We start from the raw sequence: 22,382 nt of genomic DNA, 5'->3' as shown, positions 1-22,382 counted from the left end.
ACACAATGGTCGGGATAACACCGCTCCCTGTGGGAGCGGGTTCACCCGCGAAGAGGCCGGCAATCCCGGCCTCGAACTTGAAGATTCACGCAACAAGCAAGCATCGAGCGTTCAGCGTCAGGCGGGAACCCCAGGCTCTCTTCACCGGGAGCCTGCCGCCTGGCGCTGCCGCTTGGATCCGAGAATAAAAACAAAACTCGAGGTGCTGCATGTCCGAGTCACGCAAGGCGTACATCCCAGTTGCGCCGCCGCGCGAGCCCTTGCCCCTGTTCCAACTGATCCTGGTTGGCCTGCAACACGTTCTGCTGATGTACGGCGGCGCGATCGCCGTGCCGTTGATCATCGGCCAGGCCGCCGGGTTGTCCCGTGAAGAAGTCGCTTTCCTGATCAACGCCGACCTGCTGGTCGCCGGCGTCGCTACCATCATCCAGTCATTCGGCATCGGCCCGGTGGGCATCCGCATGCCGGTGATGATGGGTGCCAGTTTCGCTGCCGTCGGCAGCATGGTAGCCATGGCCGGCATGCCCGGCGTGGGCCTGCAGGGGATCTTCGGCGCGACCATCGCCGCCGGGTTCTTCGGCATGCTGATCGCGCCGTTCATGTCCAAGGTCGTACGCTTCTTCCCGCCACTGGTCACCGGCACGGTGATCACCTCGATTGGCCTGTCGCTGTTCCCGGTGGCAGTCAACTGGGCCGGTGGCGGCCACCAGGCAGACACCTTCGGCTCGCCGATCTACCTGCTGGTGGCCGGCCTGGTGCTGGCGGTAATCCTGCTGATCAACCGTTTCATGCGCGGCTTCTGGGTCAACGTGTCGGTGCTGGTGGGCATGGGCCTGGGCTACATCCTGGCCGGTTCCATCGGCATGGTCGACCTGTCGGGCCTGAACGACGCACCGTGGCTGCAAGTGGTGACCCCATTGCACTTCGGCATGCCGACCTTCAGCCTGGCGCCGATCCTGTCCATGTGCCTGGTGGTGGTGATCATCTTCGTCGAGTCCACCGGCATGTTCCTGGCCCTGGGCAAGGTGACCGATCGCGAAGTGACCCCCGGGATGCTGCGTCGCGGCCTGCTGTGCGATGCCGGTGCGTCGTTCATCGCCGGCTTCTTCAACACCTTCACCCACTCCTCGTTCGCCCAGAACATCGGCCTGGTGCAGATGACCGGGGTGCGCTGCCGCTACGTCACCATCGTGGCCGGTGCGCTGCTGATCCTGCTCAGCCTGCTGCCCAAGGCGGCCTTCCTGATTGCCTCGATCCCGCCTGCGGTACTGGGCGGCGCGTCCATCGCCATGTTCGGCATGGTCACCGCCACCGGGATCAAGATTCTCCAGGAGGCGGACATCGGCGACCGTCGCAACCAGCTGCTGGTTGCGGTGAGCGTCGGCTTCGGGCTGATCCCCGTGGTGCGACCGGAGTTCTTCGCCCAGATGCCCCAGTGGATGGAACCCATCACCCACAGTGGCATCGCCATGGCCACGGTCAGTGCCCTGGTGTTGAACGTACTGTTCAACATCCTCGGTGGCGCCGACCGCGCGGTGCACAACGAAGTCTGTCACCAGCATTGAGCAAAGGGGGCGGCGCGCTGTCGCCCCCGCCTTGACCTCGCCGTAAATGCTTCACCGTCGGCCCGCCGGAATGGGCCGTCCGGGGCGCCTGCGCGCCAAATAAATCCAACAAAAACAATAAGTCCGGGAACCACAACATGAAACGCATCACCTCGTCCCTCTTGCTGGGCAGCAGCCTGCTGGCCACCCTCCCCGCCCATGCTGGCGAATGGCTGCAGTGGCATGGCGAAAGCCTGACCTACCTGTACGGCAAGGACTTCAAGGTCAACCCACGCATCCAGCAGACGGTAACCTTCGAGCACGCCAACAAATGGAAGTACGGCGACACCTTCATGTTCGTCGACAAGGTCTTCTACAACGGCAAGCCCGACCCGGGCAAAGGCGTGACCAGCTACTACGGCGAGTTCAGCCCACGCCTGTCGTTCGGCAAGATCTTCGACCAGAAGCTGGCATTCGGCCCGATCAAGGATGTGCTGCTGGCCATGACCTACGAGCGTGGCGAGGGCGACAACGAGGCCTACCTGATCGGCCCCGGCTTCGACCTGGATATCCCCGGCTTCAACTACTTCACTCTCAATTTCTACCTGCGTAACACCGAAGGTAGCCGCCCCGGTGACAACGTCTGGCAGATCACCCCGGCCTTCTCGTACACCATCCCGGTGGGCAAATCCGACATTCTGATCGACGGTTACATGGACTGGGTGGTCGACAACGACCAGACCCGCCGTGGCACCTACCACGCCAACCTGCAGTTCAACCCACAGGTCAAGTACGACCTGGGCAAAGCCCTGAACCTTGGCGCCAAGCAGCTGTACGTGGGCATCGAATACAGCTACTGGAAGGACAAGTACGGCATCGACAGCCAAGGCAACATCGACAGTAACCAGAGCGTCACCAGTGCCCTGATCAAGGTGCACTTCTAAAAAACTGACCAAACGCACAAGTTTGTTCCACTCTGCTCCAGGACGGAGCACTTGAGGCAAGGCGCGCAAGCCAGTAATCTGCGCGCCCCCTCGATCAGGGCAGGAGGGATTCTGCCTGCGTTTACTGACCGCTCAGTCAATGAATACGGGCGGTTGGCCAACGTGTTGCCAGCCTGAAAGACCCTTTTCATCCGTTCAGAACGAAGTCGAGCAGGAAGGTTTTGCCAGCCCAGGAAAGTTGGCTCAACCCTTGCCAAACAGCTGTGGCCTATCGAAAAAAGCTGACTCGAAAGACAAAAAAGCGCCAAAACAAACGCTGACAATAGACCAATCAAGGGAGCGACACTCGCAATGCGTACCATCAACAGCCTGATCCTCGCCGGCGGCCTGCTGGCCTGTGGCACCACCTTCGGCGGCGACCTGCTGCAATGGCAGAACAACAGCCTGACCTACCTGTGGGGCAAGAACTTCAAGGTCAACCCGTCGATCCAGCAAACCGTCACCTTCGAGCACGCCGATGGCTGGAAGTACGGCGATAACTTCATCTTTGTCGACAAGATCTTCTACCAGGGCCAGAAAGATGAGGGCAATGGCCCGAACACCTACTACGGCGAAATCAGCCCGCGCCTGTCGTTCGGCAAGATCTTCGACCAGAAGCTGGCGTTCGGCCCGGTCAAGGACGTGCTGCTGGCGATGACCTACGAGTTCGGCGAAGGTGATACCGAGTCGTACCTGATCGGCCCTGGCTTCGACCTGGACATCCCTGGCTTCGACTACTTCCAGCTGAACTTCTACAACCGCACCACCGACGGCAGCCGCGCCGGCGACAACGTGTGGCAGATCACCCCGGTGTGGTCGTACACCATTCCGGTCGGTTCGTCCGACGTGCTGATCGACGGTTTCATGGACTGGGTGGTCGACAACGACGAGAACCGCCGCGGTACCTACCAGGCCAACCTGCACTTCAACCCGCAGATCAAGTATGACCTGGGCAAGGCCTTGCACCTGGGCGAGAAGCAGCTGTATGTGGGTGTGGAGTACGACTACTGGAAGAACAAGTACGGCATCAAGGACAGCGATGCCTTCACCACCGACCAGAACACCATGAGTTTCCTGGTAAAAGTGCACTTCTGATGTGCTGAATCGTGACAGCGCGAGGTTATCCACGCGCTGTCACGCCCATCCTTGTAAGAACTCTCCTACAACTTATTAAGATTAATCTTACGTCCTCCATGACTTGTCTTGAAAGTCAAAGCAAGTACACACGGCAACAGCACGCCAAACAGCAAAAGCCCCGACTCCACCTACCAGTGTTCAAGCACGCGCAAGATATCCAGCACCAGCATGATGCTGCCGATCGCCAATATCAGGCCGAACATTGCGCAGCACTTGTACAATGCCGGCGCCCCCGTCCCGCGCAACAGCAACCACAGGCCTACGGCACCCCAGGCCAAGGCTGTGCACAGGTACAGCGCCAGGTGGTAGACATCGTAAGTCAATACTTTTCCAAACATGATTTCACCTCCCGACCTGTAGAAAAATCAAAGCACTGACTATAAGTCCTAAATTCCGTTCAGCCCCTGCTATTTCTTGACGATTTTTTTGCACATCGCCAATTAAGATGCTTGTCTTCTGCACTCAAAAAAGAAAACAGGCCCACTTAATGCGTACCTCCCTCTCCGCCCCTTGGCGGTATCTTCTGTTAGTTTGCTCACTATGGTTTGGTATCTTCGCGCTGACCCGCCTGGTATTGCTGGTCACCCACCTGGATGAAGTACATGGCGACTACTTCTTGTTATTCGTCAGTGGTGCCGTGTACGACCTGACCTTCCTCACCTACGCCGCCCTGCCTTTGGGGCTGTACCTGGCACTTTGCCCGGCCGCGCTGTGGCGCACGGGCCTGCATCGCCGGCTGATGGGCGGCGTGCTGATCGTCAGCCTGTTCGTGATGCTGTTCGTCGCAGTGGCCGAGTGGCTGTTCTGGGACGAGTTCGGGGTACGCTTCAATTTCATCGCCGTCGACTACCTGGTGTATTCCAAGGAAGTGCTGGACAACATCCGCGAGTCCTACCCGCTGCCTACCCTGCTGGGCAGCATCGCCGTAGTTGCCGTGCTGCTCGCGCTGATCCTGCGCAAACCGCTGGCCCAGGCCCTCGCCGCGCCCGGCGCCAACCTGCGCCAGCGCCTGGGCGGTATTGCGCTACTGGCAGTGCTGGGCGGGCCGAGCATGCTGCTGGTCGACCAGCAGTTCCCCCGCGGCCAAGGCGGCAATGCCTACCAGCGCGAACTGGCGAGCAACGGCCCCTACCAGTTCTTTGCCGCGTTCCGTAACAACGAACTCGACTACACCCAGTTCTACGCCAGCCTCGACGCCAGCGAAGTCGGCGCGCACATGCACCAGGAACTGGCCGAGCCCAACGCGCAGTTCAAAGCCAGCGAGCACGAGGACATTCGCCGCCAAATCAGTGCCAGCGGCGAGCCACGCAAGCCGAACATCATCCTGGTCACCATCGAGAGCTTCAGCGCCAAGTACATGGGCAGCAACGGCGACCCGCGCAACCTTACACCCAACCTGGACGTGCTACGCCAGTACAGCCTGTACTTCAACAACTTCTACGCCACCGGGACCCGTACCGACCGTGGCCTGGAAGCCATTACCCTGTCGATTCCGCCCACCCCGGGCCGCTCGATCGTCAAGCGCATCGGCCGTGAAAGCGGCTATGGCAGCCTCGGTCAGCAGTTGAAGGCTGTTGGTTATGACACCGTATTCGTCTATGGCGGGCGCGGCTACTTCGACAACATGAACGCCTTCTTCAGCGGCAACGGTTATCGCATCGTCGACCAGAGCAGCGTCGACGAGAGCGAGATCAGCTTCAAGAACGCCTGGGGCATGGCCGACGAAGACCTGTACCGGCAGACGCTGAAACTGGCCGATGCCGACCATGCCAGGCAGCAGCCGTTCTTCCTGCAGCTGATGACCACCTCCAACCACCGTCCCTACACCTACCCGGACGGCCGCATCGACATTCCGTCGGGCGATGGCCGCGAAGGCGCGGTGAAATACACCGACCATGCCATTGCGCAGTTCCTGCAGGAAGCCAAGGGCAAGCCATGGTTCGACAACACGCTGTTCGTGTTCGTCGCCGACCACACCGCTGGCAGCGCCGGCGTGGAAGACCTGCCGGTCAGCAATTACCAGATCCCGTTGTGGATTTACGCACCCAAGCTGATCACCCCGCGCGAAGACGCACAGCTGGCCAGCCAGATCGACCTGGCACCAACCCTGCTCGGCCTGCTCAACCTGAGCTACACCTCGACCTTCTTCGGCCGTGACCTGCTGCGCGAAGAGCAGCTGCCGCCACGCGTGCTGATCGGCAACTACCAGCACCTGGGGCTGTTCGACGGCAAGGACCTGGCAATCCTCAGCCCACGCGGCGGCATGCGTGTGCACCAGGATGCCTTGGGCAACAGCCGGGAAACGACAGTGGACAGTGACAACCCGCTGGTACGCCGGGCAATTGCCTACTACCAGAGTGCTGCCAACGACTTCAGCAAGGGCCTGCTGGCGTGGAAGCCGCAGGAGCAAGGTGCGGTGGCCGAACAGTAAACCAACTCGGTGGATGGCACCGGCCTCGCCGGTGTTCGCGGCGGTTCGACGCATCGACTTGCCCGCTCCCACAGGCTTGGCGCCGACCTCAAGAAATGCGCCCCCCTGTGGGAGCGGGTTTACCCGCGAACCGGGGCAACGCCCCGGCCATGCAACTCAGGTGGCCGGCCGAACCAACCGCCACAGCTTCCCGACCACCGCCACCACCGCCAGCACCACCGCACCGGCCACAACCCCGACACCGCCGTTGAGCAGCGCCACGGTCAATGCCCCGCCACGCCCTTCGCTGAACGCCTCGATGGCATGATGCAGCGGCTCGATGCCATGTACCAGAATCCCGCCACCGACCAGAAACATGGCCGCCGTGCCGATCACCGACAGGCTCTTCATCATGTATGGCGCGGTCCGCAGGATGCCGTTACCGACCGCCTGGGCCAGGCGCGACGCCTTCCGGGTCAGCCACAACCCCAGGTCATCGAGCTTGACGATGCCACCCACCAGCCCGTATACGCCGATGGTCATGACAATGGCGATCCCGGACAGCACGATGATCTGCTGGCTCAACGGTGAGTCAGCGACAATGCCCAAGGTAATGGCGATGATTTCCGCCGACAGGATGAAGTCGGTACGCACCGCACCCTTGATCTTGGTTTTCTCGAATGCCACCAGGTCGACATTGGCATCGGCCACTGCCTCCTTGAGCGCTGCATGTTCGGCGTCATCCTCGGCCTTGCTATGCAAGAACTTGTGCGCCAGCTTCTCGAAGCCCTCGAAGCACAGGTAGGCACCGCCCAGCATCAACAGCGGCGTCACCGCCCAGGGGATGAACGCACTGATCAGCAGCGCCGCCGGCACCAGGATGGCCTTGTTCACCATCGAGCCCTTGGCTACCGCCCACACCACCGGGATCTCGCGTTCGGCACGTACCCCGGTGACCTGCTGGGCGTTCAGCGCCAGGTCATCGCCGAGCACGCCTGCGGTCTTTTTCGCCGCCACCTTGGTCATCACCGAGACGTCATCGAGCACCGTGGCAATGTCGTCGATCAGTACCAGTAGACTGCTTCCTGCCATGTTTGCCTGCATCCAGAAGAATAAGTGCCCAGGATTCTAGCCCAAAGCCGCTGCCTTGAGCGCCCGTCAAGCCCGGTGCTACCATGCCCGATCCCTCTTAGAGGTGGCCAGACACGAGGAAGATCCCTGACCATGAGCACCATTCGCGAGCGCAACAAGGAACTGATCCTGCGCGCGGCCAGCGAGGAATTCGCCGACAAGGGCTTCGCCGCCACCAAGACCAGCGATATCGCGGCCAAGGCCGGCCTGCCCAAGCCGAACGTGTATTACTACTTCAAATCCAAGGACAACCTCTACCGCGAGGTCCTGGAAAGTATCATCGCACCGATCATGCAGGCGTCGACCCCGTTCAATGCCGACGGCGACCCGAAAGAAGTGCTGAGTGCGTACATTCGCTCGAAGATCCGCATTTCCCGCGACCTGCCGCATGCGTCCAAGGTGTTCGCCAGCGAGATCATGCACGGCGCCCCGCACCTGTCGCCGAACCAGGTGGCGCAGCTGAACGAGCAGGCGCGGCATAACATCGAGTGCATCCAGCGCTGGATCGACCGCGGGCAGATCGCCCATGTGGACGCGCATCACCTGATGTTCAGCATCTGGGCAGCGACCCAGACCTATGCCGATTTCGACTGGCAGATTTCCGCGGTGACCGGCAAGGCCAAGCTGGCCGACAGCGATTATGACGCGGCAGCCGAGACCATCATCCGCATGGTGCTCAAGGGCTGTGAGCCCGAGGTAGCCTGAGCCCCGGCGCTGGCTTCCTCGCGGGTGAACCCGCTCCCACAGGGACACCACGAGCTTCAAGCCTGTGATGATCCTGTGGGAGCGGGTTCACCCGCGAATAGGCCGGAACAGGCAATAGAGACTCAGGCTGCTACACCCGCATCCGCCTTCAACCCCACCTCCTCGATCGCACTGATCGCGCACTGCTCGTCGATATCCGACGTATCGCCGCTGATCCCCACCGCACCCAGCACCTTGCCATCCTGATCACGCACCAGCACGCCACCCGGTGCCGGCACCACCGGCCGCTCGCCCAGCCCGTTCAGCGCGGCAAAAAACGCCGGCCGTTGCTGCGCGTCCAGCGCCAGCAAGCGCGAGCCCTTGCCCAGGGCAATCGCCCCCCAGGCCTTGCCGGTGGCTACCTCCGGCCGGATCAGGCTGGCGCCATCCTCGCGTTGCAGCGCCAGCAAGTGGCCACCGGCATCCAGCACCGCCACGGTCAGTGGCGCGGCGTTGATCTTGCGGCCCGCCGCCAGCGCGGCATTCACCAGGCTGACCGCGACTTTCAGGTTCAAAGCGTTCATGAAAAGGTCCTCTTCTTGTTGTGAGAAGCCCTGAGGGCAGTTGAAAACCGATAGAGCAAATAGAACACAACGAAAGATGTTTTTGTATACAATATTTTGAAACGATCGTATGCGATGACGCAAACATCCGTTTTCATGGGCGCTCGAACGAAAGCGACATCCGCCGACGAAAACCCGTTGACCTGAGCGGCCAGCCGTGAATACACTCTGGCACAAAGCAAGTTGTATACAATTACAAAATCGATGAGGCACAAACCATGAGCAAAATGAGAGCAATCGATGCAGCCGTTCTGGTCATGCGCCGTGAAGGTGTAGATACCGCGTTCGGCATCCCGGGGGCTGCCATCAACCCGTTGTACTCGGCCCTGAAGAAAGTCGGTGGCATCGATCACGTCCTCGCTCGTCACGTCGAAGGCGCCTCGCACATGGCTGAGGGTTACACCCGTGCCAACCCGGGCAACATCGGCGTGTGCATCGGCACCTCCGGCCCAGCCGGCACCGACATGGTCACCGGCCTGTACAGTGCCTCCGCCGACTCCATCCCGATTCTCTGCATCACCGGCCAGGCTCCACGTGCCCGCCTGCACAAGGAAGACTTCCAGGCCGTCGACATCACCAACATCGTCAAGCCGGTCACCAAGTGGGCCACTACCGTTCTGGAGCCAGGCCAGGTGCCTTACGCCTTCCAGAAGGCCTTCCATGAAATGCGCACCGGCCGCCCAGGCCCGGTACTGATCGACCTGCCGTTCGACGTGCAGATGGCCGAAATCGAGTTCGACATCGACGCCTACGAACCGCTGCCAGTGCACAAGCCGTCCGCCACCCGCGTACAGGCCGAGAAAGCCCTGACCCTGCTCAATGACGCCGAGCGCCCACTGCTGGTTGCCGGTGGCGGCATCATCAACGCCGACGCCAGCGACAAGCTGGTCGAGTTCGCCGAACTGACCGGCGTACCGGTAATCCCGACCCTGATGGGCTGGGGCACCATCCCGGACGACCACGCACAGATGGTCGGCATGGTCGGCCTGCAGACTTCGCACCGCTACGGCAACGCCACCCTGCTGAAATCCGACCTGGTGTTCGGTATCGGCAACCGCTGGGCCAACCGCCACACCGGCTCGGTCGACGTCTACACCGAAGGCCGCAAGTTCGTGCACGTGGACATCGAACCGACCCAGATCGGCCGTGTGTTCACCCCGGACCTGGGTATCGTTTCCGACGCCGGCAAGGCACTGGACGTGTTCCTCGAAGTGGCCCGCGAGTGGAAAGCCGCCGGCAAGCTGAAGTGCCGCAAGGCCTGGCTGGAAGACTGCCAGCAGCGCAAGGCCAGCCTGCAGCGCAAGACCCACTTCGACAACGTGCCGGTCAAGCCGCAGCGCGTGTACGAAGAGATGAACCAGGTATTCGGCAAGGACACCTGCTACGTCAGCACCATCGGCCTGTCGCAGATCGCCGGCGCGCAGTTCCTGCACGTGTACAAGCCACGCCACTGGATCAACTGCGGCCAGGCCGGCCCGCTGGGCTGGACCATCCCTGCCGCTCTGGGCGTGGTGAAAGCCGATCCGAAGCGCAAGGTGGTCGCGCTGTCGGGTGACTACGACTTCCAGTTCATGATCGAGGAGCTGGCGGTGGGTGCGCAGTTCAACCTGCCTTACGTGCACGTACTGGTGAACAACGCCTACCTGGGCCTGATCCGCCAGGCGCAACGTGGCTTCGACATGGATTACTGTGTACAACTGGCGTTCGAGAACATCAACTCGACCGACGCCGCCACCTACGGTGTCGACCACGTTGCCGTGGTCGAAGGCCTGGGCTGCAAGGCCATCCGCGTGTTCGAGCCGGCCGAGATCGCCCCTGCCCTGCTCAAGGCCCAGAAGATGGCCGAAGAGTTCCGCGTGCCGGTGGTGGTCGAAGTGATTCTCGAACGTGTGACCAACATTTCCATGGGCACCGAGATCAACGCGGTCAACGAGTTCGAAGACCTGGCCCTGGTCGGCAACGACGCGCCAACCGCCATCTCGCTGCTGGACTGATCGCCTGACGCCCCCAGGCATGTCCTGGGGGCCTTCATCGCAAGGAGACAACTCATGCCTCGCTTCGCTGCCAACCTGTCCATGCTGTTCACCGAACAGGACTTCCTGGCCCGCTTCAAGGCTGCCGCCGATGCGGGTTTCAGCGGCGTCGAATACCTCTTCCCGTACGATTTCAGCGCAGCCGAAATCAAGCAGCAGCTGGACGCCAACGGCCTGACCCAAGTGCTGTTCAACCTGCCGGCGGGCGATTGGTCGAAGGGTGAGCGCGGTATCACCTGCCACCCTGACCGCGTCGAAGAATTCCGCGCCGGGGTCGACAAGGCCATCGAATACGCCAAGGTACTGGGCAACACCCAGGTCAACGCCTTGGCCGGCATTCGCCCACAAGGCCCGGACTGCGCCACCGTGCGCAAGACCTTCGTGGAAAACCTGCGCTACGCCGCCGACAAGCTCAAAGCCGCCGGGATCCGCCTGGTCATGGAAATGATCAACACCCGCGACATCCCCGGTTTCTACCTGAACACCACCAAACAGGCCCTGGAAATCCAGGCCGAAGTGGGCAGCGACAACCTGTTCCTGCAGTACGACATCTACCACATGCAGATCATGGAAGGTGACCTGGCTCGCACCATGGAAGCCAACCTGAAACTCATTAATCACATCCAGCTGGCCGACAACCCCGGCCGCAACGAGCCAGGCACCGGCGAAATCAACTACCGCTTCCTGTTCGAGCACCTGGACCGCATCGGCTACCAGGGCTGGGTGGGCGCGGAGTACAAGCCGCTGACCACCACCGAAGCGGGCCTGGGCTGGCTGAAGACGCACAATGCAATCTGAAGGCAAAGCACAGCCCTCTGCGAGACGCAGGACACTGTGGGAGCGGGTTCACCCGCGAACACCGGCGAAGCCGGTGCCATCCACCGCGGTGCCTGCTTCGCGGGTGAACCCGCTCCCACAGGGGGCCCGTGCAGCCTGCCCCATTGAGATTCAACAAATACAACGAGGTAATCTCTCATGGCTAAAATCGGTTTCATCGGCACCGGCATCATGGGCAAGCCCATGGCTCAGAACCTGCAGAAAGCAGGTCACAGCATCTTCGTTTCCACTCACCACGACGCTGCCCCGGCCGACCTGATCGCCGCCGGTGCCGTGGCCCTGGCCAACCCGAAAGAAGTTGCCCAGGAAGCCGAGTTCATCATCGTCATGGTCCCCGACACCCCACAGGTCGAAAGCGTCCTGTTCGGTGACAACGGCGTGGCCGAAGGCGTGGGCCCGAACAAGGTGGTGATCGACATGAGCTCGATCTCCCCTACCGCTACCAAAGCCTTCGCCGAGAAAATCAAGGCTACCGGCGCTGCCTACCTGGACGCCCCGGTGTCCGGCGGCGAAGTCGGCGCCAAGGCTGCGACCCTGAGCATCATGGTCGGTGGCTGCCCGAAAGCCTTCGAGCGCACCCTGCCGCTGTTCGAAGCCATGGGCAAGAACATCACCCGCGTCGGTGGCAATGGCGACGGCCAGACCGCCAAGGTGGCCAACCAGATCATCGTTGCCCTGAACATCCAGGCCGTTGCCGAAGCCCTGCTGTTCGCCGCCAGGAACGGCGCCGACCCGGCCAAGGTACGTGAAGCACTGATGGGCGGCTTCGCCTCGTCGAAAATCCTCGAAGTGCACGCCGAGCGCATGATCAAGGGCACCTTCGACCCAGGGTTCCGCATCAACCTGCACCAGAAGGACCTGAACCTGGCCCTGCAAGGTGCCAAGGAACTGGGCATCAACCTGCCCAACACCTCCAATGCCCAGCAAGTGTTCAACACCTGCCAGGCCCTGGGTGGCGGCAACTGGGACCACTCGGCGCTGATCAAAGGCCTGGAGCACATGGCCAACTTCTCGATCCGCGACGACAAGTAAGTAATTTTTAGCCTTCACCGGCCTCTTCGCGGGTGAACCCGCTCCCACAGGTTTTACGCCGTCTTCAGCCTCTGTGAGGCCCCTGTGGGAGCGGGTTTACCCGCGAAGAAGCCAACACCTTTGAACCTGCGACCACAGGTTCAAAGGTGGTACCGAGCAACACCCGCCCCTGGTTCGGCCTGCACGGAGGCAGTTCCAGGGGCGTTTTTGATTCTGCAGAACAACAATAATTGGGAGCCTGCCATGTCGGTCGATCCGCAAAAAATTCTCCGCGAGCTGTTCGACACAGCCATCGCCGCCGCCCACCCCCGTCAAGTCCTCGAACCCTACCTGCCCGCCGACCGCAGCGGCCGGGTCATCGTCATCGGCGCCGGCAAGGCCGCAGCCGCCATGGCCGAAGTGGTCGAGAAAAGCTGGCAGGGCGAAGTCTCTGGCCTGGTCGTAACCCGTTACGGCCATGGCGCCAACTGCCAGAAGATCGAGGTGGTCGAAGCCGCCCACCCGGTCCCCGACGCCGCCGGCCTGGCCGTGGCCAAGCGCGTGCTGGAACTGGTCAGCAACCTCAGTGAAGACGACCGCGTCATCTTCCTGCTGTCCGGCGGTGGCTCGGCGCTGCTGGCCCTGCCCGCCGAAGGCCTGACCCTGGCCGACAAGCAGCAGATCAACAAGGCGCTGCTGAAATCCGGCGCCACCATCGGCGAGATGAACTGCGTGCGCAAGCACCTCTCGGCGATCAAGGGCGGCCGCCTGGCCAAGGCTTGCTGGCCGGCCACGGTGTACACCTATGCCATTTCCGATGTACCGGGCGACCTCGCCACGGTGATCGCCTCCGGCCCTACCGTGGCCGACCCGAGCACCTCGGCCGATGCCCTGGCCATCCTCAAGCGCTACAACATCGAAGCGCCCAAGGCCGTTATCGACTGGCTCAACAACCCAGCCTCGGAAACCGTCAAGGCCGACGACCCGGCACTGGCCCGCAGCCACTTCCAGCTGATCGCCAAACCTCAGCAATCGCTTGAAGCCGCCGCGGTCAAAGCCCGCCAGGCCGGGTTCAGCCCACTGATCCTCGGCGACCTGGAAGGCGAATCGCGCGAAGTGGCCAAAGTGCACGCCGGTATCGCCCGGCAGATCGTCCAGCACGGCCAGCCGCTGAAAGCGCCCTGCGTGATCCTGTCTGGCGGCGAAACCACCGTGACCGTGCGCGGCAACGGCCGTGGCGGGCGCAACGCCGAGTTCCTGCTCAGCCTCACCGAAAGCCTCAAGGGCCTGCCGGGCGTGTACGCCCTGGCCGGTGACACCGACGGCATCGATGGCTCGGAAGAAAACGCCGGCGCCTTCATGACCCCGGCCAGCTACGCCCGCGCCGAAGCCCTGGGCCTGTCGGCCAGCGACGAGCTGGACAACAACAACGGCTACGGCTACTTCGCCGCGCTGGATGCGCTGATCGTCACCGAGCCGACCCGCACCAACGTCAACGACTTCCGCGCCATCCTGATCCTCGAGACTGCCCAATCATGACGCCTGATAAAAAAGTCAAAATCCTCGCCACCCTTGGCCCTGCGATCAAAGGCATCGACGATATCCGCCAACTGGTCGAAGCCGGGGTGAACATCTTCCGCCTCAACTTCAGCCACGGCGAGCATGCCGACCATGCCCTGCGCTACCAGTGGATCCGCGAAGTCGAGCAGCAGCTGAACTACCCGCTGGGCATCCTCATGGACCTGCAGGGGCCGAAGCTGCGCGTCGGCCGCTTTGCCGACGGCAAGGTGCAGCTGCAACGCGGCCAGGCCCTGCGCCTGGATCTGGACAACACCCCGGGCGACAGCCGCCGGGTGAACCTGCCGCACCCTGAGATCATCGCCGCCCTCGAGCCGGGCATGGACCTGCTGCTGGACGACGGCAAGCTGCGCCTGCGCGTCACCGCCAAGCACAGCGACGCGATCGACACCGAAGTACTCAACGGTGGCGAGCTGTCCGACCGCAAGGGCGTCAACGTACCGCAAGCGGTGCTCGACCTCTCCCCGCTCACCGAAAAGGACCGCCGCGACCTGGCCTTCGGCCTGGAGCTGGGCGTGGACTGGGTGGCCCTGTCGTTCGTGCAGCGCCCTGAAGACATTGTTGAAGCACGCCAGCTGATCGGTGACCGTGCCTACCTGATGGCCAAGATCGAGAAGCCATCGGCGGTGGAGCAACTGCAAGCCATCGCGGAACTTGCGGATGCGATCATGGTGGCCCGTGGCGACCTGGGCGTGGAAGTGCCGGCTGAAAGCGTGCCGCAGATCCAGAAACGCATCATCGGCACTTGCCGCCAGCTGGGCAAACCGGTGGTGGTGGCCACGCAGATGCTCGAATCCATGCGCTTCTCGCCGGCGCCGACCCGCGCCGAAGTCACCGACGTGGCCAACGCCGTGGCCGAAGGTGCCGATGCGGTGATGCTGTCGGCCGAGACCGCCTCGGGTGACTACCCGCTGGAAGCCGTGCAGATGATGAGCAAGATCATCCGCCAGGTGGAGAACGGCCCGGACTACCAGGCCCAGCTCGACGTTGGCCGGCCGAAGGCCGAGGCCACCGTGTCGGACGCCATCAGCTGCGCCATCCGCCGTATCAGCGGCATCCTGCCGGTGGCGGTGCTGGTCAACTACAGCGAGTCGGGCGCCTCGACCCTGCGCGCGGCACGCGAGCGGCCACGGGCACCGATCCTCAACCTGACGCCGAACCTGGCCACCGCGCGCCGCCTGAGCGTGGCGTGGGGCGTGCACTCGGTGGTCAACGACCGCCTGCGCCAGGTGGACGAGGTGGTTTCCACCGCGCTGGAGATTGCCCAGGCACAAGGTATGGCCAGCCGCGGCGACACCCTGCTGATCACCGCCGGTGTGCCTTTCGGCAAGCCAGGTTCGACTAACACGCTGCGGATCGAGACCTTGATCTAAATCACCGCATCTCGCCTGTGGGAGCGGGCGTACCCGCGAAGAGGCCAGCAGGGACAACGATGTTGCCTGAGCTGACGCATTCGCGGGCACGCCCGCTTCCACAGGGTAGGTGGTGTTGCACCCAACTGCGGAAAACCCGAGGCCCAAAGAGGCCCACCGCGCCCCATCAACCTCACTGACTGCCCCGATGTACACCAAAAATTTCGTCAACCCGTGCCCCGACTGGGCCACGGCGTTACTCAACGGCTTCAGCCAGGTGCTGCTGCTGCGTAATCCCCTGTGCGGCCTGTGCTGCCTGCTGGCCATCCTGCTGACCGCACCCAACCTGGTCGGCGGCGCCCTGCTCGGCGCCCTGGCCGGCCTGCTCACCGCCCAGGCACGCGGCTACGACCGTGCCGACCGCCAGGCCGGGCTGTACTGCTACAACGGCGTGCTGATCGGCATCCTGATCAGCGCCGTGCTGCCCTGGTCGGCCATCCTGCCGCCACTGATCATCGCCGCCGGCGGCCTGTCCAGCATCATCACCCACCAGTGGCGCAAGCGCGGCGGCAAACTGCTGGTCGCCTACACCGCACCCTTCGTGCTGCTGGGCTGGGCCACCCTGCTGATCGCCAGCCCCTCGCCCAGCGGCTTCGTCGAAGCCGACCCGCTGTATGCCCTGGCGCGTGGCGTGGGCCAGATCTTCCTGCTCGACCAGCCCCTGGCCGGTTTGCTGATCATCGGCGGCATGTTCATCGCCAACCCCTATGCCGCAATGTGGGCAGTGATCGGTTCGGCCATCGGCGGCGGCGTGGCACTGCTTGCCGACCAGACGCAAGCTGCCTGGCTGGGCCTGTATGGCTTCAACGCAGCACTGGCGGCGCTGGCGTTCAGCAGGCAAGGTGAAAAGCCGTGGCTGACGCTGCTGGCCATCGCCCTGGCCCTGCTGCTGCAACCGCTGTTCAAGCTGCTACCGGTGCCCGGCCTGACCGCGCCCTTCGTCGCCGCCTGCTGGCTGATGCACTTGGGCTGCCACCTCAAACCGTTTGGCGAACGACGCAATAGCAAAGGCATCCCCAACTGAACATTATGCTGGCTGCTAGCTAAGAGGTGGTGTCCCGGGGCGCCCCTTGCGGATGGCAGCTGCCAGCCCAGGCATGGTCAGGTCTTGTTTCGAGTAATCAGTCATGCCTGAGCTGTTAATGAAAATCACGTTGGAGCCAGGTTTCACTTGGCCATTTTTCCGTAGTGCTATGTGAGTGGGATTGACGTCCAGCAGAGTGAATCCCTGATTGATTAATTCTTCGGTGGGTACCAATGGTTTCGTACCAACATCGTCAGCAAGAACAAAATTCTCACTGATGAACAGGCTTCGATCCTTATCTACATAGAATTGTCCACTGAGCTCTGCATCCGGATCCGGACGATCCCAAGTAATCCCATTCACCGACTTTGCCCTAAACGGCTGGATGCGTTTGCCTTCAGGGGCTGCCGGGTTATAGGAAAAACCCTGAACTCGAAACTTCGTGTTGTTGATTTTTTTAAAAACCGGTTCGAAAGCCGTCCAGTTCTTGGCAAATCGGTTGCTACCTTTGGGATCAATGAAATTGACCGGATCGCCTCCACAATATGCATAAGCATTGACCCCTCCGGCCTTGAAAGGGCTCAATACATCCGGACTGCAGAAACGCATCAGAACCGGGCTGTATATTCGATTCCCGTTCCCTAGCAGATACCCCTGCACTACGCAATCCAGTAACTGCCCGTTGTAACCCAGTCGATGACCACGTATGCCTTTACCCAAGTAGCCATAGACTGAATAGGCTGATGACTTGATTGTCCTTTGGGCCGAGCCGGTCCTATCATTCATTCCCTTCTCCAAAAGCGGCGCCACCTATACGCTTATGCTGTATCGCAGGGCAGATAAACGAAACTGGCATTTCTACCAGGTTGGCTCCGATCTTCGTTACGTTGCTAGCCTAGGCAAAGACCTTCTAGGCTTGACTTTCACGCCACCGGAATCTTCTTCACATGCCCACCCCGCAATCCCTGCGCGAACGCCTCTACATCATGGTCTTCCAGACCGACACCGTAGCCGGCCGCCGCTTCGACAAGATCCTCCTGCTGATCATCCTGGCCAGCCTGGTCACCGTCATCCTCGACAGCATCGACGAAGTGCATCAGGGCTATGCCGGCCTGCTGGCCGGCATCGAGTGGGGCTTTACCGCTATCTTCCTGGCCGAGTACCTCACCCGCCTGTACTGCTCGCCCAAACCGCTGCGCTATGCCTTCAGCTTTTATGGCCTGGTGGATTTGCTGGCGATCCTGCCGGGGATCATCGCGCTGTACTACAGCGACGCCCAGTACCTGCTGATCATCCGCGTGATACGGATGCTGCGGATTTTCCGTGTGCTCAAGCTCAGCCCGTACCTCAAGCAGGCCCATTACCTGATGGAGGCACTGCGTGGCAGCAAGCAGAAGATCATCGTATTCCTGGTGACGGTATCGACCCTGGTGACGGTGTTCGGCACCTTGATGTATGTGATCGAGGGGCCTGAGCATGGCTTTACCAGCATCCCCAAGGGCATCTACTGGGCCATCGTTACCCTCACCACCGTGGGCTTTGGCGACATCGTGCCGAAGACACCGCTGGGGCAGGTGCTGTCATCGCTGGTGATGATTACCGGTTATTCGATCATTGCCGTGCCAACCGGGATCTTTACCGCCGAGCTGGCCAACGCCATGCGCGGGGAGCAGCTGCAGCATGATTGCCCGACCTGCAGCAAGAAGAACCATGAGCATGGCGCGGCGTTCTGTTCCCGATGTGGGAATGTGCTGTTTCCCAAGCAATGATGTTGCCCGGACCGGCCCTTTCACGGGTAAACCCGCTCCCACAGGTGGTGTGCGGTCCCTGTGGGAGCGGGTTCACCCGCGAAGAGGCCGGCACTGGCAGTGGCATAACCAAAGTGTTTTTTGTTCTTTAAACCCTACAAACCCACCCGCTATAGTCGCAGGCAAACTGCCAACACCTTCTCGATAACAAGGAAGCAACGTGAAAAAACTCTTCACCGCCTCGCTGCTCGCCGCAGGCCTTGCCCTGGGCAATTTCGCCCAGGCTGCCCCCACCCTGCTGAACGTGTCCTACGACGTGATGCGCGACTTCTACAAGGACTACAACCCGGCCTTCCAGAAACACTGGGAAGCCGAGCACAACGAGAAGGTCAACGTGCAGATGTCCTTCGGCGGCTCAAGCAAACAGGCGCGAGCGGTGATCGATGGCCTGCCGGCCGATGTCATCACCATGAACATGGCCACCGACATCAACGCCCTGGCCGACAACGGCAAGCTGGTGCCGGACAACTGGGTAAGCCGCCTGCCGAACAACAGCGCGCCGTTCACCTCGGCCACTGTGTTCATCGTGCGCAAGGGTAACCCCAAGGCGCTGAAAGACTGGCCCGACCTGCTCAAGGATGGCGTACAGGTGATCGTGCCCAACCCCAAGACCTCGGGTAACGGCCGCTACACCTACCTGTCGGCCTGGGGCTATGTGCTCAAGCAAGGCGGTGATGAAAACAAGGCCAAGGACTTCGTCGGCAAGCTGTTCAAGCAGGCGCCGGTGCTGGACACTGGTGGCCGTGCCGCCACCACTACGTTCATGACCAACCAGATCGGCGACGTGCTGGTGACCTTCGAGAACGAAGCCGAGATGATCGCCCGCGAGTTTGGCCGCGACCAGTTCGAAGTGGTCTACCCGAGCGTTTCCGCCGAAGCCGAACCGCCGGTCAGCGTGGTCGACAAGGTGGTGGCGAAGAAAGGCACCCAGGCCGCGGCCGAGGAATACCTGAAGTACCTGTGGTCGCCAGCCGCCCAGGAAATCGCCGCACAGAACTACCTGCGCCCGCGTGATGCGACGGTACTGGCCAAGTACACCGACCGCTTCCCGAAAGTGGACTTCCTGTCGGTGGAGAAGACCTTTGGTGACTGGCGCACCGTGCAGAAGACCCACTTCAATGATGGTGGGGTGTTTGACCAGATCTACACCAACAATCAGTAATTGATGTAAGCCTTACCGGCCTCTTCGCGGCTAAAGCCGCTCCCACAGGTACCCCACAGCCCTCAGGTTTTGCACGGTACCGGTGGGAGCGGGCGTGCCCGCGAAGAGGCCGGCAAGGGCAACATCAAACCTGGCGGAATACCAGGGCCTTCAAGCCGCCCGCCGGGTCCACGTCAGGAAATTCCGGCGGGTTCTCCAGCCGCTCGACGAATGCCAGCGAAGGCGCCTGCTCCGCCATTCCCTCGATCAGGAACTCCGGCCCGATGCCCGGGTCGTTCACGCACGCCAGCACCGTCCCTCCCTCGCTCAACAGCTCCGGCAAGCGCCGCAGGATCTTCGCGTAATCCTGGGTCAGCACAAAACTACCGCGCTGGAAGGTCGGCGGGTCGATGATGATCAGGTCGTAAGGCCCGTACTTGCGCACCTTGCCCCACGACTTGAACAGCTCGTGCCCCAGGTACGCCACCCGCGACGCATCGTGGCCATTCAGGCGGTGGTTGTCGCGGCCCCGGGACAACGCCGACTTGGCCATGTCCAGGTTCACCACCTGCTCGGCGCCACCGGCAATCGCCGCCACCGAGAAACCGCAGGTGTAGGCGAACAGGTTCAGCACGCGCTTGCCTGCCGCCTGCTCGCGCACCCAGCGCCGGCCATAGCGCATGTCGAGGAACAGGCCATTGTTCTGCCGCACGCCCAGGTCCAGCAGGTAGGTCAGGCCGTCCTCGACCACCTCGCGCTGCTGGCACGGCTCGCCCAGCAGCCACTGGCCCGGGCTGTCGGGCAGGTAGCGATGCTGGACAAGGATGGCCTGGCCAGCCCACTGCGGGCGCTCGGCGAGCGTGCGCAGCATGGCCTCCAGTTCGGCCAGCTGGCCTTCAGGCGGCTCGCGGAACAGGGCGACCGACAGCACCCCTTGCAACCAGTCGACAGTGACCTGCTCCAGGCCCGCCCAGCAGCGACCACGGCCGTGGAACAGGCGGCGGGTTTCCTGCGGGGCAGGGTCGAGGGCGGCGAGCAGGTGTTGCTCCAGAGTCTGGATCGGCGAAGTCATCATGGGTCGCAGGCAGGCAAAAGCGGCATTCTACCTTGCGAGCCCTTTCGCGGGTAAACCCGCTCCCACAGGATCACCACAGGCCCGAAGCATGTGCAGCACCTGTGGGAGCGGGTTTACCCGCGAAAAGGCCGGCAAGACCACCTCATTCCTCGGCCACAACCCGCGCTGGCCGGAACCACCACCCCTGCTGCATCCCCGCTGCCGCCAACAGGATCAACGCCACCCCCAGCCACTGCAGCGGCGCCAGCCGGTGCCCGAACGCCACCCAGTCCACCAGAATCGCCGCAATCGGGTAAATGAACGACAGCGCCCCGGTCAACGCCGTGGGCAGGCGCTGGATGGCGCTGTACAGCAGCACATACATCAAGCCGGTGTGCACCATGCCCAAGGTCACCAGGCTGGCCAGCGCCGGCACTTCACCCGGCAACCCGCCCAGCTTCACCCACGGCGCCAGCAACAGCACACCCGTGGCCACCTGGATCAGCGCGATCAGGTGCGGCGGCGTGCCACTCAGGCGCTTGATGATCAATGCCGCAATGGCATACAGGAAGGCCGCCCCCAGCGCCAGCGCAATGCCCAGCAAATAATCCTCACCGCCACCCTGCCCCGCACCATGGGCACTCACGATCGCCAGCATGCCGAGGAACGCCACGCTCAACCAGGTGACCTTGGCCAGGGTGATCTTCTCGCCCAGGAACACTGCCGCCAGCCCCACCAGCATGAACGGCTGCACGTTGTACACCGCCGTGCCGATGGCAATCGACGCCCGCGAGTAGGAGGCGAACAGCAGCACCCAGTTGCCGACGATGGCCACACCGCTGGCAATCGCCAGCAGGAATGCGGTGCGGCTGATCACGCCTGGCCGCAGGAAGCCGAACCCCGCGCAAATCGCCAGCAAGGTCACGGCACCGAACACGCAGCGCCAGAACACCACCTCGAGCACCGGCTGGCCGGACACCAGCACGAACCAGCCGATGGTCCCGGAAATCAGCATGGCGGCAACCATTTCCAGCGAGCCACGACGCAATGAACTGTCCATCTCACACCTCCTGTTGACGATGGACACAGTATGCAAAGGTTGCCGGCCGGCCTTCCAGCGGATAACGAAGGAAGATCTGGGTGCTTGCCTTTACTATCAAGGTAAATCACGCGAATAACCTTATCGAGGTGACCATGACCGATGCCATCGACCAACTGCTGATCAACGCGCTGATGGAAGACTCGCGCCGCTCGCTCAAGGCCCTGGCGCAAATCAGCGGGCTGTCGGCGCCCAGCGTCAGCGAACGCCTGCGCCGCCTGGAGGAGCGCGGCGTGTTGCGCGGTTACACCGTAGAGATCGACCCGCGCGCCTTTGGCTACCAGTTGCAGGCCATCGTGCGCATCCGCCCGCTACCGGGGCAGTTGCAAGAGGTGGAGCGGCAGATCATCGCCATTCCCGAATTCACCGAGTGCGACAAGGTTATTGGCGAAGACTGCTTCATTGCCCGCCTGCATGTACGCTCGATGGAGCAACTGGACACCCTGCTCGACCGCCTCTATACGGTGGCCGAGACCAATACCGCCATCATCAAGAAGACCCCGGTGAAGCGGCGGTTGCCGCCGATGGACTGAGTTTCACCTGTGCCGGCCTCTTCGCGGGCACGCCCGCTCCCACAGAATCTCCACAGTCCAGGATGCTGTGCGGTCCCTGTGGGTGCGGGCGCGCCCGCGAAGCGGCCGGCACAGGGAAAAGCTGACTAATTTTTGTACACAAAAATGTCACCATAGGTGCCATTTTTGTGTGCACTTTTCAAAATAGCGCCCCAATACGTTACACACTTCCCACAACTAATTTTGACCAATCGATCAACTAATAAGCCCGACAAGAATTTAAATCTGTTCACTTGGTCAACTTATATTCCATTTATTTCATTAACTTATACTTGAAATAGATAGATTAGAAATCATGACC

19 protein-coding genes and 1 pseudogene are annotated in these 22,382 nt (G+C 62.0%); 14 read left to right on the top strand and 6 right to left on the bottom strand.

Features of this window, described 5'->3' with window-relative positions; translation table 11 throughout:
* Positions 1-209 precede the first annotated feature (209 nt).
* The 3 genes from J5M71_RS03730 to J5M71_RS03720 all read left to right on the top strand — a co-directional run bounded on the left by J5M71_RS03730 (position 210) and on the right by J5M71_RS03720 (position 3,622).
* The gene (locus tag J5M71_RS03730) at positions 210-1,565 is read left to right on the top strand and encodes a nucleobase:cation symporter-2 family protein (RefSeq protein ID WP_207829976.1); all 1,356 of its coding nucleotides are present in this window, start codon (positions 210-212) and stop codon (positions 1,563-1,565) included.
* Between the two features lie 137 nt (positions 1,566-1,702).
* The gene (locus J5M71_RS03725) at positions 1,703-2,488 is read left to right on the top strand and encodes an outer membrane protein OmpK (RefSeq protein ID WP_075045891.1); all 786 of its coding nucleotides are present in this window, start codon (positions 1,703-1,705) and stop codon (positions 2,486-2,488) included.
* A gap of 351 nt (positions 2,489-2,839) precedes the next feature.
* Positions 2,840-3,622, top strand: a complete 783-nt coding sequence (locus J5M71_RS03720) for an outer membrane protein OmpK (protein WP_046615028.1) — start codon at positions 2,840-2,842, stop codon at positions 3,620-3,622.
* 170 nt (positions 3,623-3,792) lie between these two features.
* Here J5M71_RS03720 and J5M71_RS03715 read toward each other — a convergent pair whose 3' ends face one another.
* On the bottom strand, positions 3,793-4,002 hold the full coding sequence (locus J5M71_RS03715) for a hypothetical protein (RefSeq protein WP_243434061.1): 210 nt from the start codon (positions 4,000-4,002) through the stop codon (positions 3,793-3,795).
* 149 nt (positions 4,003-4,151) lie between these two features.
* Between J5M71_RS03715 and J5M71_RS03710 the strand changes: the two genes are divergently transcribed.
* The gene (locus J5M71_RS03710; RefSeq protein ID WP_207829974.1) at positions 4,152-6,095 is read left to right on the top strand and encodes an LTA synthase family protein; all 1,944 of its coding nucleotides are present in this window, start codon (positions 4,152-4,154) and stop codon (positions 6,093-6,095) included.
* A gap of 156 nt (positions 6,096-6,251) precedes the next feature.
* Here the strand turns inward: J5M71_RS03710 and J5M71_RS03705 are convergent, their stop codons facing one another.
* Positions 6,252-7,166: a DUF808 domain-containing protein gene (locus tag J5M71_RS03705; protein WP_207829972.1), complete on the bottom strand. Its 915-nt coding sequence runs from the start codon at positions 7,164-7,166 to the stop codon at positions 6,252-6,254.
* Positions 7,167-7,298: 132 nt separating this feature from the next.
* Between J5M71_RS03705 and J5M71_RS03700 the strand changes: the two genes are divergently transcribed.
* Positions 7,299-7,910 (top strand): TetR/AcrR family transcriptional regulator, encoded by a 612-nt coding sequence (locus J5M71_RS03700; RefSeq protein ID WP_013973538.1) that lies wholly within the window; start codon positions 7,299-7,301, stop codon positions 7,908-7,910.
* Between the two features lie 122 nt (positions 7,911-8,032).
* Here J5M71_RS03700 and J5M71_RS03695 read toward each other — a convergent pair whose 3' ends face one another.
* Entirely contained in the window at positions 8,033-8,473 is a 441-nt protein-coding gene (locus J5M71_RS03695) for a heme-binding protein (RefSeq protein WP_013973539.1), read from the bottom strand.
* Between the two features lie 257 nt (positions 8,474-8,730).
* On the opposite strand from J5M71_RS03695, the gene gcl reads away from it, so the two are divergent.
* The 6 genes from gcl to J5M71_RS03665 all read left to right on the top strand — a co-directional run bounded on the left by gcl (position 8,731) and on the right by J5M71_RS03665 (position 16,407).
* Positions 8,731-10,506 (top strand): glyoxylate carboligase, encoded by a 1,776-nt coding sequence (gene gcl / locus J5M71_RS03690; protein ID WP_207829970.1) that lies wholly within the window; start codon positions 8,731-8,733, stop codon positions 10,504-10,506.
* A gap of 54 nt (positions 10,507-10,560) precedes the next feature.
* Positions 10,561-11,343: a hydroxypyruvate isomerase gene (hyi, locus tag J5M71_RS03685; protein ID WP_085625472.1), complete on the top strand. Its 783-nt coding sequence runs from the start codon at positions 10,561-10,563 to the stop codon at positions 11,341-11,343.
* Between the two features lie 177 nt (positions 11,344-11,520).
* Complete coding sequence (locus tag J5M71_RS03680) at positions 11,521-12,414, top strand: 2-hydroxy-3-oxopropionate reductase (RefSeq protein WP_207829968.1); 894 nt, start codon at positions 11,521-11,523, stop codon at positions 12,412-12,414.
* A 243-nt stretch (positions 12,415-12,657) separates the two neighbouring features.
* On the top strand, positions 12,658-13,932 hold the full coding sequence (locus J5M71_RS03675) for a glycerate kinase (protein WP_207829966.1): 1,275 nt from the start codon (positions 12,658-12,660) through the stop codon (positions 13,930-13,932).
* Entirely contained in the window at positions 13,929-15,344 is a 1,416-nt protein-coding gene (gene pyk / locus J5M71_RS03670) for a pyruvate kinase (RefSeq protein ID WP_207829964.1), read from the top strand. Before J5M71_RS03675 ends, pyk begins: the two co-directional genes overlap by 4 nt.
* A gap of 187 nt (positions 15,345-15,531) precedes the next feature.
* Positions 15,532-16,407, top strand: coding sequence for an urea transporter (locus J5M71_RS03665; RefSeq protein ID WP_207829962.1), 876 nt, complete (start codon positions 15,532-15,534; stop codon positions 16,405-16,407).
* A gap of 504 nt (positions 16,408-16,911) precedes the next feature.
* Here the strand turns inward: J5M71_RS03665 and J5M71_RS29200 are convergent.
* Positions 16,912-17,193, bottom strand: a pseudogene (locus tag J5M71_RS29200) (RHS repeat-associated core domain-containing protein); the annotation flags it as partial.
* A 161-nt stretch (positions 17,194-17,354) separates the two neighbouring features.
* Between J5M71_RS29200 and J5M71_RS03655 the strand changes: the two are divergent.
* Positions 17,355-18,176, top strand: coding sequence for an ion transporter (locus J5M71_RS03655; RefSeq protein ID WP_207829957.1), 822 nt, complete (start codon positions 17,355-17,357; stop codon positions 18,174-18,176).
* A gap of 199 nt (positions 18,177-18,375) precedes the next feature.
* On the top strand, positions 18,376-19,377 hold the full coding sequence (locus J5M71_RS03650; RefSeq protein ID WP_046615020.1) for a sulfate ABC transporter substrate-binding protein: 1,002 nt from the start codon (positions 18,376-18,378) through the stop codon (positions 19,375-19,377).
* Between the two features lie 124 nt (positions 19,378-19,501).
* On the opposite strand, the gene J5M71_RS03645 is transcribed toward J5M71_RS03650, so the two are convergent.
* Both J5M71_RS03645 and J5M71_RS03640 read right to left on the bottom strand, forming a co-directional pair.
* A complete protein-coding gene (locus tag J5M71_RS03645) occupies positions 19,502-20,428 on the bottom strand; it encodes a class I SAM-dependent methyltransferase (RefSeq protein WP_087503272.1) in 927 nt (308 codons plus the stop codon).
* A gap of 145 nt (positions 20,429-20,573) precedes the next feature.
* On the bottom strand, positions 20,574-21,470 hold the full coding sequence (locus J5M71_RS03640) for a DMT family transporter (protein WP_024087447.1): 897 nt from the start codon (positions 21,468-21,470) through the stop codon (positions 20,574-20,576).
* A 134-nt stretch (positions 21,471-21,604) separates the two neighbouring features.
* On the opposite strand from J5M71_RS03640, the gene J5M71_RS03635 reads away from it, so the two are divergent.
* Positions 21,605-22,042 (top strand): Lrp/AsnC family transcriptional regulator, encoded by a 438-nt coding sequence (locus tag J5M71_RS03635; RefSeq protein WP_063913077.1) that lies wholly within the window; start codon positions 21,605-21,607, stop codon positions 22,040-22,042.
* Positions 22,043-22,382: the final 340 nt, after the last annotated feature.

The sequence above is a fragment of the Pseudomonas sp. 43(2021) genome (assembly GCF_017490805.1).
Lineage (GTDB): Bacteria > Pseudomonadota > Gammaproteobacteria > Pseudomonadales > Pseudomonadaceae > Aquipseudomonas.
This window is presented reverse-complemented; position numbering and strand designations above follow the sequence as displayed.

Excerpts from the sequence above, each read along its gene's own strand:
- J5M71_RS03730 (WP_207829976.1), top strand. The coding sequence starts at position 210 with ATGTCCGAGTCACGCAAGGCGTACATCCCAGTTGCGCCGCCGCGCGAG.
- J5M71_RS03725 (WP_075045891.1), top strand. The coding sequence starts at position 1,703 with ATGAAACGCATCACCTCGTCCCTCTTGCTGGGCAGCAGCCTGCTGGCC.
- J5M71_RS03720 (WP_046615028.1), top strand. The coding sequence starts at position 2,840 with ATGCGTACCATCAACAGCCTGATCCTCGCCGGCGGCCTGCTGGCCTGT.
- J5M71_RS03715 (WP_243434061.1), bottom strand. The coding sequence starts at position 4,002 with ATGTTTGGAAAAGTATTGACTTACGATGTCTACCACCTGGCGCTGTAC.
- J5M71_RS03710 (WP_207829974.1), top strand. The coding sequence starts at position 4,152 with ATGCGTACCTCCCTCTCCGCCCCTTGGCGGTATCTTCTGTTAGTTTGC.
- J5M71_RS03705 (WP_207829972.1), bottom strand. The coding sequence starts at position 7,166 with ATGGCAGGAAGCAGTCTACTGGTACTGATCGACGACATTGCCACGGTG.
- J5M71_RS03700 (WP_013973538.1), top strand. The coding sequence starts at position 7,299 with ATGAGCACCATTCGCGAGCGCAACAAGGAACTGATCCTGCGCGCGGCC.
- J5M71_RS03695 (WP_013973539.1), bottom strand. The coding sequence starts at position 8,473 with ATGAACGCTTTGAACCTGAAAGTCGCGGTCAGCCTGGTGAATGCCGCG.
- gcl (WP_207829970.1), top strand. The coding sequence starts at position 8,731 with ATGAGCAAAATGAGAGCAATCGATGCAGCCGTTCTGGTCATGCGCCGT.
- hyi (WP_085625472.1), top strand. The coding sequence starts at position 10,561 with ATGCCTCGCTTCGCTGCCAACCTGTCCATGCTGTTCACCGAACAGGAC.
- J5M71_RS03680 (WP_207829968.1), top strand. The coding sequence starts at position 11,521 with ATGGCTAAAATCGGTTTCATCGGCACCGGCATCATGGGCAAGCCCATG.
- J5M71_RS03675 (WP_207829966.1), top strand. The coding sequence starts at position 12,658 with ATGTCGGTCGATCCGCAAAAAATTCTCCGCGAGCTGTTCGACACAGCC.
- pyk (WP_207829964.1), top strand. The coding sequence starts at position 13,929 with ATGACGCCTGATAAAAAAGTCAAAATCCTCGCCACCCTTGGCCCTGCG.
- J5M71_RS03665 (WP_207829962.1), top strand. The coding sequence starts at position 15,532 with ATGTACACCAAAAATTTCGTCAACCCGTGCCCCGACTGGGCCACGGCG.
- J5M71_RS03655 (WP_207829957.1), top strand. The coding sequence starts at position 17,355 with ATGCCCACCCCGCAATCCCTGCGCGAACGCCTCTACATCATGGTCTTC.
- J5M71_RS03645 (WP_087503272.1), bottom strand. The coding sequence starts at position 20,428 with ATGACTTCGCCGATCCAGACTCTGGAGCAACACCTGCTCGCCGCCCTC.
- J5M71_RS03640 (WP_024087447.1), bottom strand. The coding sequence starts at position 21,470 with ATGGACAGTTCATTGCGTCGTGGCTCGCTGGAAATGGTTGCCGCCATG.
- J5M71_RS03635 (WP_063913077.1), top strand. The coding sequence starts at position 21,605 with ATGACCGATGCCATCGACCAACTGCTGATCAACGCGCTGATGGAAGAC.